The 14,478-nt window shown below is 56.4% G+C and carries 12 protein-coding genes; 3 read left to right on the forward strand and 9 right to left on the reverse strand.

All coding sequences use genetic code 11. The features are described 5' to 3' along the window. Positions 1–13 precede the first annotated feature (13 nt). From ACR0KG_RS18815 to ACR0KG_RS18825, 3 genes are read right to left on the reverse strand one after another with little or no spacing between them, the layout of a single operon-like run. Positions 14–1,138, reverse strand: a complete 1,125-nt coding sequence (locus ACR0KG_RS18815) for a hypothetical protein (RefSeq protein WP_480828128.1) — start codon at positions 1,136–1,138, stop codon at positions 14–16. Continuing rightward, positions 1,135–1,473 (reverse strand): hypothetical protein, encoded by a 339-nt coding sequence (locus ACR0KG_RS18820; RefSeq protein WP_480551448.1) that lies wholly within the window; start codon positions 1,471–1,473, stop codon positions 1,135–1,137. The genes ACR0KG_RS18815 and ACR0KG_RS18820 overlap by 4 nt, the downstream gene beginning before the upstream one ends. Continuing rightward, on the reverse strand, positions 1,474–2,553 hold the full coding sequence (locus ACR0KG_RS18825) for a hypothetical protein (RefSeq protein ID WP_480551446.1): 1,080 nt from the start codon (positions 2,551–2,553) through the stop codon (positions 1,474–1,476). 247 nt (positions 2,554–2,800) lie between these two features. Here ACR0KG_RS18825 and ACR0KG_RS18830 point away from each other — a divergent pair, with 247 nt between their 5' ends. Both ACR0KG_RS18830 and ACR0KG_RS18835 read left to right on the forward strand, forming a co-directional pair. Next, a complete protein-coding gene (locus tag ACR0KG_RS18830; RefSeq protein WP_480828129.1) occupies positions 2,801–4,276 on the forward strand; it encodes an NAD-dependent succinate-semialdehyde dehydrogenase in 1,476 nt (491 codons plus the stop codon). A gap of 128 nt (positions 4,277–4,404) precedes the next feature. Next, positions 4,405–6,588: an esterase-like activity of phytase family protein gene (locus ACR0KG_RS18835; RefSeq protein WP_480828130.1), complete on the forward strand. Its 2,184-nt coding sequence runs from the start codon at positions 4,405–4,407 to the stop codon at positions 6,586–6,588. Positions 6,589–7,145: 557 nt separating this feature from the next. Here the strand turns inward: ACR0KG_RS18835 and ACR0KG_RS18840 are convergent. Then, entirely contained in the window at positions 7,146–7,802 is a 657-nt protein-coding gene (locus ACR0KG_RS18840; RefSeq protein WP_480828131.1) for a hypothetical protein, read from the reverse strand. A 260-nt stretch (positions 7,803–8,062) separates the two neighbouring features. Between ACR0KG_RS18840 and ACR0KG_RS18845 the strand changes: the two genes are divergently transcribed. Further along, positions 8,063–9,097 carry an AraC family transcriptional regulator gene (locus ACR0KG_RS18845; RefSeq protein WP_480828132.1) on the forward strand — a complete coding sequence of 345 codons (1,035 nt, stop codon included), beginning with the start codon at positions 8,063–8,065 and terminating at the stop codon, positions 9,095–9,097. A 626-nt stretch (positions 9,098–9,723) separates the two neighbouring features. Here ACR0KG_RS18845 and ACR0KG_RS18850 read toward each other — a convergent pair. From ACR0KG_RS18850 to ACR0KG_RS18870, 5 genes are all read right to left on the reverse strand, one after another. Further along, positions 9,724–10,191 carry an Hsp20 family protein gene (locus tag ACR0KG_RS18850; RefSeq protein WP_480545224.1) on the reverse strand — a complete coding sequence of 156 codons (468 nt, stop codon included), beginning with the start codon at positions 10,189–10,191 and terminating at the stop codon, positions 9,724–9,726. 124 nt (positions 10,192–10,315) lie between these two features. Continuing rightward, positions 10,316–11,131 (reverse strand): trypsin-like serine peptidase, encoded by an 816-nt coding sequence (locus ACR0KG_RS18855; RefSeq protein WP_480551434.1) that lies wholly within the window; start codon positions 11,129–11,131, stop codon positions 10,316–10,318. Then, the gene (locus ACR0KG_RS18860; protein ID WP_480551432.1) at positions 11,128–11,919 is read right to left on the reverse strand and encodes a trypsin-like serine peptidase; all 792 of its coding nucleotides are present in this window, start codon (positions 11,917–11,919) and stop codon (positions 11,128–11,130) included. Before ACR0KG_RS18860 ends, ACR0KG_RS18855 begins: the two co-directional genes overlap by 4 nt. Before the next feature lie 109 nt (positions 11,920–12,028). Continuing rightward, a complete protein-coding gene (gene glcF / locus ACR0KG_RS18865; RefSeq protein ID WP_480551430.1) occupies positions 12,029–13,348 on the reverse strand; it encodes a glycolate oxidase subunit GlcF in 1,320 nt (439 codons plus the stop codon). Positions 13,349–13,352: 4 nt separating this feature from the next. Then, entirely contained in the window at positions 13,353–14,453 is a 1,101-nt protein-coding gene (locus ACR0KG_RS18870) for an FAD-binding protein (RefSeq protein WP_480545228.1), read from the reverse strand. Positions 14,454–14,478 lie beyond the last annotated feature (25 nt).

The raw sequence follows: 14,478 nt of genomic DNA on the forward strand, positions 1-14,478 counted from the left end.
GGAGGCAAAAATTCTAATAGCGCAACACCTGCCCGGCCTTGCTGACCACGAATTTGCGCACATCGGCAAAGCCCCGCGGGTTGCGCTCGGCCAGAACCTGAAACGGACGTTGAGGCAGAATGATCGAGCGCTGCATGCGCGTCGCTCCGGTCTCAGCCCCTTGCCCGCCAAACGGGTCCAGCGCAAACACCTCACGCTCGACGGTCGAGAACCACCCGGCGCGTTCCTCGATCACCTCTTCGCTCTCCAGCTCCTCAGTCGTCCAGGCCAGCGCCCAGTCCTGCCCCTGAGGCGCCTGCGCGTCCTCTAGCACTTGTCGCAAGGGGCCGGACTGCTCGGTAAAGGCCGATGAATACATCGGCCCCACATGAATGCGGCGTAGGTGCTTGGGGTGCAGGTCGTCGAAATCCTGATCGAAGCCCTTTGCGATGGTCACCAGTTTCAGCCCGCCCAAGGATTGCGCCATCAGATGCGCCTGCACCTCGGGCCATCGACGCTGATCCTTGGGCAGTGCTGTCTTGCCGCTATCCTCCAATTGCATCAGGTAGATGACCGGCAGGTTGATCTGGCTGTCATAAACCGCCCAATGGAGCAGGAATTTCCGCCGCTCACCCTCATTTCCGATCCAGTGGCATTCGGGATCGTTGCGGGCCCAGAACAGTTTGCCTTTCAGCAATTCCGCGTAGTAGAGCCTTTGGGACAGCGCGAATTGCAGCTTGGTCGGAATCTCCTGGTCGCCAATGATCGTCCGCACCATGTCGGTTTTCAGGTCGTCTTCCGAAGGCATATCCGCCAGATGCACCTGCGCCTGCTGCGCGTCGTTGGCCATGGTCAGCAACTCGGCCGCCACCGGAAACCCGCTGTCGCGCTTGTCCATCGCAAGGCTGCCAAAGAACCGCCCGGTATCGCGACCGACCAGCAGGTATTTCATGGATAGCGCGCGGAAGGTGTAGAGCAGCCCCGAGAGGTAGCGCGACACGATCCGCACCTCTTGCTTGCTGATCGCGCCCTCCGCCTCCATCGTCGCGGCCACACGCAGGAGGTGGACGGTGATCACCTCGAATTTGCGGAAATAGCGCCGCGAGGCGAAGGTGTCGGTCAGGCCAACATGGTCTTGGGTCGGGTTATTCCCATTCATCTATTTAAGTCTCGATCAATGCCGTTTTCATCGACGTGAAAGAACCATCGATTGAAACGTGCGCTAGACGTATCCCTGAACGCTCCTTGTGGCGTCAATCCCATCCGGTCGAGCCACGGCGCACCGGCATTGTTTAGCCAAACCACGCGCAGCACCCAACGTGCAAACACTGCCCACAACAAAAATACTCCAACATGCTGCAAATCCAAAAGTTCGCCGGTCATTTCCAGCGTGTCGGCGGGGCCGTGTCTTGGTTGAATGAAGCCCGTCCAAACAGCCGTGAACCAAACAAATGCAACCGCTAACGCGATCAGCTGCTGAGTTCTAAAACGCACTTAACCCCCATACAAATTCTTATCATGCTTCTCGACAATCGAGGCGAACCGGCGGGCAAAGCGTTCATCCGCCTTGGCCTTTTTCTCCAACACGTCGCGGGCAAAGACCATGTGGTCCTCATGCGCCTCAAGCATGTCGGCCATTTTCTGATTGGTGGCGGTGCCGATGGCGGCCATGGCGGTTTGCGCCTCCTGGTCGGTCTGCACGCCGATCTCGTTTATGCGGTGGGCGACGTCCTGCTGCTGTGCGGTTTTCAGCGATTTGGTCAGAGCGTCATACAGCACCACGCGCTGCTGCGTGTCTGTCTGCAGCTTGTTGATCAGCACCATCTGCGTCGCCGCCTGATTTTGCAGTGAATCGACCCAGGTCTTGCCCTTTTCGATATAGCGCTCCAGCGTCTGTGACTTGGCCAGCTTGACCTGCTCTTCCTGAACCTTGGCGTTGTATTGCTTGTTCAGCTCGGCCAGCTCGGTTTCCAGCTGGGTGCGCGCGGCGGCATCCTGTTCGACGCTGATCTTGTTCTCCAAGGTGATGATCGCTGGGTCCATACCCTGAATTTCAGCGCGCAGGGCCTCAAGCTCGGCCACAGTCGCCTCGCGGTCGTCCAGCGTGACGGTCAGGTTGTCCTCGACCTTGACTCGCTGGTCTTCCAAGACGGACAGTTGCCCTTCCAGAAGTTTGACGATCACGTCGGATTTGGCGATCAGGTCCTGAAGCTTATCATCGATATTGGCCGTGCGCATCCGCTCTTGCCGCATCGACTCGGATTTACCCTTCGAGAAGACACCGACAAACGACTCCCACCCGGTTTTCGAACGCATCTCGTCGAAATCCTTTGAGAACGCGCTGGTCACATCGTCCAGACCCATGATCAGCTCAGCGATATTGGCGTTCATCACCTCGGTATGGGCATGCACGTCTTCAAGCGTGGCGTTTTCGATGTCGATATCCGCCTCGGCCGTGCCGATCTTGGCGCGGGCCGCTTCGATCCGTGACGTCAGATTCTGGATCTGCGACTGGCTTTCGCGCACTTTGCTTTGCGTTTCTTCAATCAGCGCTTCAAATTGCTGGTTCGACATCTCTGCTGTCCCTTTTTTATCTAATTACCCAATAAGATAGGGAATGTTACGATCATTTACATCCCTTTGGGTCCAAATTTCCACCAGACTTTGGCAAACTCGCACCGAAAAAGATAGGTCCGAGGCCACCGGGCAGCGACAGTAATTTGATCAAATCTGGATTGATCCGATGGCTATAGTGGACATAGACAATCCTAACCTCACCTGATTGAGTGCGCGCAACACTAGAACTGCCGGAGGCTGACCCATGCTGGACGCAACAACCGATCTGAAATCCATTCTGAAAAACCCTGACCTGTTGGTGACCAAGGCCTATATCGGCGGGCAATGGATCGATGGGGACGATGGCACCTTTGCCGTCACCAACCCTGCGCGCGGCGATGTGGTCGCTGAGGTTGCAGATGTTAGCCGCGCTCAGGTTGCCGGGGCGATTGCGCAGGCGGAGGCCGCGCAAAAGGAATGGGCCAAGCTGACCGGCAAGGAACGCGCCGTGATCCTGCGACGCTGGTTCGATCTGATGATGGCAAACGCCGAGGATCTGGGCAAGATCTTGACCGCCGAACAGGGCAAGCCGCTGGCTGAGGCCGTCGGTGAGATCGCATATGGCGCGTCTTTCATCGAGTTTTTCGGCGAAGAAGCCAAGCGGGTCTATGGTGAGACCATTCCAGGCCATCAGCGCGACAAGCGGATCATGGTGCTGAAACAGCCCATTGGTGTGGCTGCGTCGATCACGCCTTGGAACTTCCCGAATGCAATGATCACCCGCAAGGCAGGCCCAGCTTTGGCTGCAGGTTGCGCATTTGTCGCGCGTCCGGCGGCGGAAACGCCCCTATCGGCGTTGGTTCTGGCATTGCTGGCCGAACAGGCCGGCATACCGGCAGGCGTGTTCAATGTCGTGCCATCCTCCAGCGCCAGCGAGGTCGGTAAGGAGTTCTGCGAAAACCCCGGCGTGCGCAAGCTGACCTTTACCGGCTCGACCGAAGTGGGGCGCATCCTGCTAAGGCAAGCGGCAGATCAGGTGATGAAATGCTCGATGGAACTGGGTGGTAATGCGCCGTTTATCGTGTTCGACGATGCCGATCTGGATGCCGCTGTCGAAGGCGCGATGATGTGCAAATTCCGCAACAACGGCCAGACCTGCGTTTGTGCCAACCGCATCTATGTGCAGGCCGGTGTTTACGACGAATTCGCAGCCAAGCTGAAGGCGGCCACCGAAGCGCTGAAGGTTGGCGATGGCCTGGCAGACGGCACAACAACTGGTCCGCTGATTAACGCCGAAGCCGTCGCCAAGGTTGAAGAGCATATCAAGGATGTCACCGACAAGGGCGGCGCAGTTTTGACCGGCGGTTTGCCCCATGATCTGGGTGGCACGTTCTTCCAGCCGACCATTGTGACCGGCGTGACTCAGGACATGATGGTGGCGCAGGACGAAACCTTTGGCCCACTGGCCCCGCTGTTCAAGTTCGAGGATGAAGATGACGTCATCGCCATGGCCAATGACACGATCTTTGGTCTGGCCTCGTATTTCTATGCCAAGGACCTGAGCCGCGTCTACAAAGTGGCAGAGGCGCTGGAGTACGGCATCGTGGGCGTGAACACCGGCATCATCTCGACCGAGCTGGGGCCGTTCGGCGGCGTCAAACAATCCGGCTTGGGCCGCGAAGGCAGCCATCACGGCATGGAAGACTATCTGGAAATGAAATACGTCTGCCTGTCGGTCTGATCTGATCTGGCTCCGGCGCACCGCGCCGGAGCCAGTTGGTTTGTCACAAAACTGCAAACAAACCGTCACATCCCTGCAATGACCTAAGGTCATCCCCTTTTCATCCAAGTGAGAGGGGATACCTACCGATGTCATTGCGCTTTGTCTGCCTGACATCTGCCCTTGCCCTGACCGCCGGTCAGGCCATGGCAGAAATGAATTTCAACCGAATTGCATCTTTCCCGGTCGTCAAGAACATGGCCGAAGGCGCGGATACCACCCGCGAAACCTCGCCCGAGATCATTGCGGCCACCGCAGATGGGATGACGCTGGTTTATACCGACAGCCCGCTAGGCGTGATCGGTATGGTCGATATCACCGACCCGGCAAAGCCCACACCGCTGGGCGCGATGGAGGTGGGTGGCGAGCCGACCTCGGTCGGGATTGTTGGTACAACGGCCTTTGTGGGCGTGAACACGTCGGAAAACTACACCGCCCCTTCGGGCAAGCTGATCTCGGTCGATATAGCGGGCAAGGTGGAAACCGGCGCCTGTGATCTGGGCGGTCAACCCGACAGTGTCGCCATTTCGCCTGATGCCAGCTTTGTCGCCGTGGCAATCGAGAATGAGCGTGACGAAGACTTGAACGACGGTGTTATCCCGCAGCTGCCCGCCGGTTCGCTGGCACTGGTGCCACTGAAAGACGGCGCGTTGGACTGTTCGGGCATGAAAATGGCCTCGCTGACCGGTCTGGCCGAGGTTGCCCCCACCGACCCAGAGCCCGAGTTTGTCGACATAAACGGCCTTGGTGAAACTGTCATCACCCTGCAGGAAAACAACCACATCGCGGTTGTCGATAAGGATGGCAATGTGATCAGCCATTTCTCGGCAGGCGCGGTTGATCTAGAGGGCATCGACGCCACCGACGAACGCGGCGCGCTGATCTTCACCGAAAGCCAGCCCGGTCGCCTGCGCGAACCCGACGCAGTGAAATGGATCGACGATAATCATTTCGCCACCGCCAACGAAGGCGACTACGAGGGCGGTTCGCGCGGCTGGACGATCTTCCATAAGGACGGCACCGTTGTTTATGAGAACGGCACCGATTTCGAGAAAGCCATCATCCAGATCGGCCACTACCCCGACAAACGCTCGGATAGCAAAGGTGTTGAGCCAGAAAGCGTGACAGCAGCGACCTTCGGCGGTACGCCGATGATCTTTGTGGGCGCCGAGCGCGCTTCGGTCGTGGGGGTTTATGACGCTACCGATCCGGCCAACCCGGTTCTGAAACAGTTGCTGCCCTCAGGCGTTGGGCCGGAAGGTTATGTTGCCATCCCCGAGCGCAACCTGCTGGTCTCGGCAAACGAAAAAGACCTGATCGAAGATGGCGGCCCGCGCGCGCATGTGTCGATCTTTGAATACCAAGACAGCCCCGCGAACTATCCGCATCTGACCTCGGAAGGCACAGATGAGCTGATTGGTTGGGGAGCTCTGTCCGGTCTGGTGGCGGATGAAGACGGCATGATCTATGCGGTCAACGACAGCTTCTACGGCTTCCAGCCGTCGATCTTCAAGATCGACCCCAGCCAGACCCCGGCGCGCATTGTCGATGTGATCCGCATCCACCGTCAGGACGGCAACCCAGCGCAGAAACTGGACCTGGAAGGCATCACTCTGGATGGCAAGGGCGGTTTCTATGTCGCCTCCGAAGGCCGCACCGACCGCGTGATCCCGCATGCGATCTACCATGTCTCGGCAGACGGGCTGATCAAAGACCGCAAGGGCGAAATCGGTCTGCCGCCGGAACTGATGGCCGTCCAAAAGCGCTTTGGCTTCGAGGGCATCACAAAGGTGGGCGACACCCTGTGGATGGCGGTTCAGCGCGAGTGGAAGGACGACCCTGAAAACCACGTTAAACTGGTCGCTTACAATCTGGAGTCCCAGGAATGGGGCGCCGTGCACTATCCCAAGGCAGACCCGGAAACAGGCTGGGTTGGTCTGTCGGAAATCGTGGCCTATGGCGATCATGTCTATGTCATCGAACGCGACAACCAGCATGACCACCGCGCCGTGACCAAAAAGGTCTATCGCATCCCGCTGTCGGAAATGACCCCAGCCCCGCTGGGCAGTGAACTGCCTGTTGTCAGCAAGCAAGAGGTCCGCGACCTGCTGCCCGACCTGACATCAACCGGCGGCTACGTTCTGGATAAAATCGAAGGTCTTGCCATCCTGCCCTCGGGCGAAGCGTTCGTGATGACCGACAATGACGGCGTCGACGATGCCTCGGGCGAGACGATGTTCTGGTCGATCGGGTCGGTTTCGGCTGGGAATTGACTTGCTTTCAAAATGTTGAAGGACCCCGCACCAAACTGTGCGGGGTCAGTTTATGCATGGCGTCGGCTTAGTGCGTAGAACAGCTGATGATTGAATCGATAATGGGGCGCCGATAGCGTAGGCTACTAAGTGGCAAGACTTACCCAGCTCGTGTTTCGCTGATTTGACTCGACGCAAGCGTCGATAAATCGAAGACCATGTATTCCGTCGTTTATTCAGGGTAATGAAACGTCGAGCTTTCCTCCCCGGATAAGCTTTGCTGCATCGCCATAAATGTTTGCAAAACCTTCCAAATATCCTTCTGGATGCCCGGGCGGTGTCCGGGTCCAGTTCGCCGAACGCTGGGCAACGCCAGTGCGGCTTGATCCTAGTCGTGCGCGGCAATGTATCGCTTTTTGGGTCTCTCTCTCAAATAACCTTAGATAGCTGGGTCAACCAATGACCCAGCCACCTTGGATTTGGACATCTAATTGCGTTGGACTGCGTTGTTTAGGCGCCTTGGAGGTTCGAAAGAGATAGAGCGCTTTGTCGCTATGACCTATCCCAGTTCGAGCAGCTTAAAACGTTGCTGCATCGGCAGTTTTACGTCCGATTGGGGGTTTGGTGGGATTATCTTGCCATTGCTTGAATTTAAGTACGCCCCCTACGGCTTTTCCAAACGCATCAATGTACTGACCTCCAGACATGTCTTGAACCTTTTGTTCAGCGTTCTGTTCGATGGATCCATCCACAGTCCCAACACGCGCGTTGGCATCAATAGGTCCGGTATCACTAACCATGTGAGCAGATTGAAAATGTGCTTCACCATCCAGATAATAGTCACCGCTGGCCTTCTGTGACACAGACGATTTCTCAACCTTGTCGAAAACTGGACTTTCCGAACTCTGCGTGGCCTCAGGCTGAGAAAGATCAGTGTTCGGAGCGACACCTTTGCCGGGAACAGCCTGGAACTCCTGCGGGGTGCCCATTTCTTGCGTCGCATCTAGCGGAGAGAGATTGGCAATGAGGTTCACGACTTTCCCAACGACAGTTGTAGTCGTATCCGCGCCTTGGCCTGCCGTGTCCCGGGCCGCTTCCGACTGGCTGATCTGAGCGCCATGATGAACATGACCACCAGAGTGATGACCCGGTCTCGCCATGGCAGATCCTGCGGTCAGAGCGATTACCAATGCTGGCGCGACAATGAGTTTCTTAATTGCGTTGAAGTGTTCCATTTTTTCCTCCTTACCTTGCGGTTACATCTCCAACCTAAGAACAAGACAGCTTTTGTTATTGTGAGGGGAGCTCAGTTTTTTGGTAATTTCCGTCAAATTGCCAAGCTGTTGTTCAACTGCGTGACGCGGTGCTTCAATTTTCTGTCTCTGACAGCAAGTAAACGATTGCCTGGCATGGCCTTTGCGCATCGCTTATTATTGTATTCAATAGAAAAAGGCCCGGCTTGGTCCTGTTCCTGGGTTTCAGACGGCATACCAACATGAAAGAAAACAACATGACGCCTGATAGTCAGACTTGGAGTGTTCCCGGTTTTGGCGTGCATCACATAGCCAAACTGCTAGACAATCGTGGTTCAGATATCGCTGCGCTTCTGAGATCGGCCAATCTTCCCGTAGATGCGCATGAAACTCCTCCGAATTCTGTTGATGTGCGGAATGAGCTGCGTCTGTTGGAACTTGCCATCGAAGAATGCAGCGACCCCATGTTTGCAATCTCTGCGGGGATGACGTTCAACCCGCGAAAAACAACACTTCTCAGCTATGTCGTTCTGAATTCCCCAACCGTTGGTGAGGCAATCGAGAAGGCGGCAAACTACGCCCGTTTGGCGCGGAGCTTCGCCAAACTGTCATTCTATGAAGAAGAGCTTGGCATGTTCTTGCAGATAGATTCCGAAGCACAGCTTATGCATGCTGATGGGGCGCACAATGAATTTCGAATTTCCGCCCTGCTAACCAGTCTTCAGATTGCTGCGGAGACACCGCTACCAGTGCTCGAGTTACGTTTTCCGCACGAATTAACCACAGAAAAGAAAACTCAGATCTCCGACGCACTCTCTGTCAATGTCAAACATAATCAAAGGGTTCCAGGTATACTATTTGATAAGGCAGTAATAGACATTCCGATCAAGGACACAGATCCTGCGTTGCTTTTGCATCTTGAAACGCATGTACAAAGCCTGATGAAGGATTTGCCGCCAGCCATCGGAGAAACAAGCTCGTTGGTTCAGGGTGAAATTACGTCGCGACTGTCATTTAGCGCGCCAACACAAGATGAAATCGCCAAGACGCTTGGGATGAGTGTCAGCACACTTGGGCGCAAACTTGCCAAAGAAGACACGACCTACAAGCAGCTTCTCAAGGATATTCGCAAAAGACTGGCCGAACAATATCTTGATGACCCCAAGCTGAGTCTTTCTGAAATTGCATTTGCGCTCGGCTACTCTGATCAGGCTGCGTTTACCAATGCCTATAAGGCTTGGACTGGCCAATCTCCGGGCAGCGTTCGAGCGGGCTAGAGTGCCTGTCAAGGTCCAGCCGGGCGCCCGCTGTTAACGCTTTGGCACATCTATGACCAGGCATCAGTGCACGAGTCGCAATCATCCGCGTGCGAATACTCTGAGTTCACAAAAAAGCCAGAGCCATCCAATTCACTGGTTTGGTGGCCATTGCCGCTCAATGGGCTCGCCACAGATACTCCCGCACTTACAAAAAGCGCGAACACGGTGGCGGATGTAATCATTACCTTTTTCATCTCTTGGCTCCTTTCAGTGAAGCGAATTTGATACGCTCTGCATGCATTCAATATGTCGATCTGTTGTGCAGAGTTATTGCGTTGGCACGTCAAGGTTTTGCGAGAAAACATCATGCTGCCCGGTATTTTTGACCAGCCCACCGGATCGCGGCTGGGTTGCTTTCAGCGTTGCGGTCATCCGAGCAAGCGCCGCAGCGAAGCCGCCAGTCGTGGATTTTTGATATCAGCGCATGGACCCCACTGGCATCCTTCGATCTTCAACCACAGACGATAATAACGCCCACGTTGCGAATATCCCGATCCGAAAAAACAACGCCCCGCGTCTGGAGGAACGCGGGGCGTGTGTTGCGACAGTCTGGGAGGAGGCGACTGTCGCAGAACTTTCAGGTGTTAGTTGACCGCCTTCGCGTCAACCACATCTTTTTCGATTGCCTTGGACGATGAAATCTCGATCCGGCGCGGTTTCAGCGCCTCGGGTACTTCGCGTTTCAGATCGATATTCAGCATGCCGTTTTCATGGCTCGCGCCGGTGACGCGGACATGGTCTGCCAGCGCAAAGCGACGCTCAAACGCGCGGGTGGCGATGCCGCGGTGCAGATAGCTGCGCTCTTTGTCCTCGGCGGCTTTCTTCCCTGCCACGACAAGTGAATTTTCCTTCACTTCGACAGACAGGTCATCCTCGGAAAAACCGGCGACGGCCACGGAAATCCGGTAGGTGTCGGCATCGGTTTTTTCGATGTTGTATGGGGGGTAGCTGGGCTGTGCGACGTCATTGGTCAGAACGCGGTCCATCATGTCTGCGATCTGGTCAAACCCAATAGTGGCGCGGTGCAGCGGTGCAAAATCAAAAGTACGCATGTGTCGTATCCTCATCCTTGAGCGATTTACGAATTCAGCCCTCCAATTGGACGGGCGATTAGAGATACCGAACCCCATCTGTGGCGATCCGGTACAATTCACATGGGTAGCAATTTGACTGAGTTCAACCCCCGCCAGAGCTGATGAATTTCGCGCCCGAGCTGGATTTGTCGGACCCAACCTGCAAACGACGGATCGAGGCTTTGGGTTTGGGCGCATTGCTGCGCATGATCGCCTTTAACTCAGAGACGACATTTTTTAGTTCCATCCCAAACCCTATCTTCTCGCCACCGCGCACGCTGACTGCCGATACGACCGACAGAATCTGCCAACGCGCGCCGTTCTTGGCCAGGATCGCCGAACCGGACGAACCAAAAGTGATATCGCAGTTGAAGGTGATTAGCCCCAGACGCCGTTGCAGAATGCTGCAGGACCGTTCGCGTGTGATCGCCTCGGCCCGTCCGCGGCCATAGGATGCAATGCTGATTTCACCATTCGGTACCCGCCCATCATGCAGGGCAAATGGGTCAGCAACCGAATAGGGGATCGGTTCTTCCAGCCGCATCAATGCAACGTCATCGCGAATATTCTCAACCGACAAAGCTGCGCCCGGGTCATAGCCAGGGTGGGGCACGATTTGCACCACTTCGCGTTCAGCCAGCGCGGTGCCATTGCTCAGCCCAGCGCGAAACGTGACTTCACCGGGCACATATGGCTTGCCGGTTGCCCTGTCCAAAGCACAATGCGCCGCCGTCAAAACCAGATCCTGCGTGATCAGCGTCCCTGTGCAAAACGACTGCGTGCCAACGTCGAGCCGCCCGATCGCCTCCCACCCGTACAGGTCTTCACGATCCGTCAGTTTGCGTTTGTTGGCCTGCGCCTCGGCTGTTGTTGTCAAAAGGGCGAGACTGAAAAGAGCCGTGAATATCGTCTTGATCATGGCTTGATAAACCTCGCTCCGACATTTTTGCCGCCACTGCCGTTCAAAGCAGATGAATCGATCCCACGCCCGGCCTCAAGTTCAGCCCGCAGCAACTCGAACGCCGTTTCGACAGTCGTACCGATTGCCACACTTTCCCCATTCATGCTGGCCTTTGCAGAGATAACCGAGACAACCTGCGGTTCTGGTTCAGAAAACAGAAACACCGGCGCCCCCGATGATCCGAAATTCACATCGCAGGACATCACCACAACATCCGATTGCCGGTTCACGACCGAGCACACCTGTTGCAGCGAAGGAGCCTCGGCCCGGTTTTGCGCATATGAGACCACACCTACCTTTTGGCCCCGCTTTGGCGCGGCACCGATCTCAAAAGGAGATACTGATATGTTTCTGATAGGCTGCCACAGCTCAACCAAGGCAACATCACAACCGAAGCTATTTTGGGATATCTTTGCTTGGAAACTATAATCGGGATGAATCGCCACGCGGCGCACATCGCGATAGGCCAGCGCTCTACCTAAGCGCCAGCCAGCGAGAAATTCCATATCCGCCGGATCGATAAGTTGGCCCGTGGATTTGTTGTACATGCAATGTGCGGCAGTCAGCACGAGATCTGGTGCAACCAGAGTGCCGGTGCAAAACCCAACACCTTTGATGTCCAGACGCCCGACAGCCATCCAATCCCGCCCGGAATCCGATGTATCAAGGCTTTTCAGCCCGCTATCCTGCGCGGTGGCCGCTATAGGCAGCACACAGAGCGCGATTGCTTTTATCCAGTTTCGCACGCGGTACTCCGCCCGATTCCCCCGGCCAACTGTCGTACGGGGCGGGTACGGCGAAAATAGGGCGGTCAGGGAATTTGCAGGTCGTGATGCGGCGGTGCATCACGCCGGTTCAGCGCAAGACTGGCACATCGGACGCCATATACCCAGTGCTCAACGCCCGTGGTTTCGGCCCGCCTGTGACCCAATCCAACAATTCGACGGTGTGCACAATCGGCACCTCGGTAGCCGAGCCAATCTGCATCATACACCCGATATTCCCTGCAGCGATGATATCAGGTTTTTTGGCTTCCAATGTTCTGACCTTGCGGTCTTTCAGCTTGGCAGAGATTTCGGGCTGCATCAGGTTATACGTCCCGGCACTGCCGCAGCACAGATGGCTGTCCGATGGTTCGACCACCTTGAAACCCGCGCGTTTCAACAGGTCCTTGGGGTAGGTCTTGATCTTTTGCCCATGCTGCAAAGAACACGCCGCGTGATACGCAACCGTCAGGCCTTGATCACCCTGTTCGGGCATATCCAGCTGCATCAGCAACTCGCTGATATCCATAGTCATGCCTGAGACTCGCGCTGCATCCTCTGCCAGATCCTCATTGCGGAACATATGCCCGTAATCTTTGACGGTCGTGCCGCAGCCGGAGGTGTTGATCACAATCGCATCCAGGCCATCCCCATTCATCTCCTGCGTCCAGGCGCGGATGTTTGCGGCGGCGGCGGCGTGGCTGTCGCGGCTTTTACCCATGTGGTGGGTCAGAGCGCCACAACACCCCGCGCCTTCGGCCACGACAACCTCGCATCCCAATCGGGTCAACAGCCGGATTGTGGCATCATTGATATCGGTGTTCAGCGCCTTTTGCGCACAGCCTGTCATCAACGCGACGCGTTTCTTGCGCAGCGCTTTGGGTGCAAAGCTTTGAGGATCATCATTCCGACTGACCGGAGGAATGTACTTGGGTGCCATATCCAACATTGCCCGCAATCGCGCATCCGGCATCAGCGACCGAAAAGGCCGCCCCAGCTTGGCCCCGATCAGCGCCCAGCGAAACCGCATCGGATAGGGCAGAATCTGCGCCAGAACCCAGCGCAAGATACGATCAGAGAGGGGGCGTTTGTAGTTGTTTTCGATGTATTCCCGCGCGTGATCGACCAGATGCATATAGTGCACGCCTGACGGACAAGTCGTCATACAGGCCAGACACGACAGGCACCGATCAATATGTTTCACCGTCTTTTCATCCGGCACACGCTCGTTCTCGAGCATATCCTTGATCAGATAAATCCGGCCTCGCGGGCTATCCAGCTCATCCCCCAGAACCTGATAGGTTGGGCACGTTGCTGTGCAAAACCCGCAATGAACACAGTTGCGCAGAATCTCATTCGCGCGCCGGGTTCCCGGGTCTTTCAGCTGGTCTTCGGTGAATGTCGTTTGCATCGGATTACCCCATAAGCCCCTGATTAAAAAGGCCTTTCGGATCGAACTTCCGCCGCAAGTCCCGTGTTAAGCCTGCCAGCGGTTCGGACTCGGGCTGAAACCGACCAAGTGTTTGAATTGTTTCTGGCGCTGCGCGAACAAGCGTGGCGTGGCCATCGAATTCACCCAGTCGCGCGCGAATATCTGTTCCCGCATCCACAAGCGCCCAAACAAGCCCGCCACCCCAATCCAGCAGCAGGTTTTTGGCTTCCAACCGCGCCGCAACTTCTGCCGCATCCGAGGGTTTTATGGAAATGCGCCAAACATCACCTTCTTTGTCGGCAAACCTGCCCACATCCCGGATCGCGCGCCATGTTTCCTCTGGCCCTTCGATCTGGGCAGCCTCGCCATACACGGAAAGCTCACGTTGCAACTGATCGATCCGATACGCGACCGAGTCGGCAAACCCTTCGATCCGCAACAGAGCCTGACCCAATTCGGGATCATAAGCGGCACCGCTCACCTCAAACGGGGATTTCAACGCGGCCGACAGCATCTGAACTGCGGCGGACACCTGCGTGACTGGCATGCCCAATACTGCCACAGCCTCTGGCTTTGGCAGCACTTTCAGAGACACCTCGCTCAGCACTCCCAACGTGCCCCATGACCCGGCCATCAGCTTGACCAAATCATAGCCGGTGACATTCTTCATCACTCGCCCGCCGTTTTTGATGACTTGCCCCCGCCCGTCGACATACCGCACACCCAGCAGAAAATCCCGGCACGCCCCGGCCTGTATCCGCCGCGGGCCCGAGATATTGGCAGCCACAACGCCACCAATCGTCGGCTCGCCCGCACTGCCCAGCAATGCACGATAGTCCGCAGGCTCAAACGCCAGTTGCTGTCCTTCTGCCGCAAGTGCTGCTTCGACCTCTGCCACCGGTGTCCCGGCCTGCGCCACCAAAGTCAGCGCGCCCGGCTCATAGAGCGAAATTCCATTCAACCCCGCCGTACTCAAAACCGGTTCAGGCCCAAACACGCCGCGCGTTCCTCCGCCCTGAATACGCACCGGCTCGTTCAACCCGGCCACAATATCGGCCAGTTCCATCTCTGTCTCAGGTCTCATGTCACTTCTTCTGTTCAAAAATACC

The organism is Ruegeria sp. H4 (genome assembly GCF_056533065.1).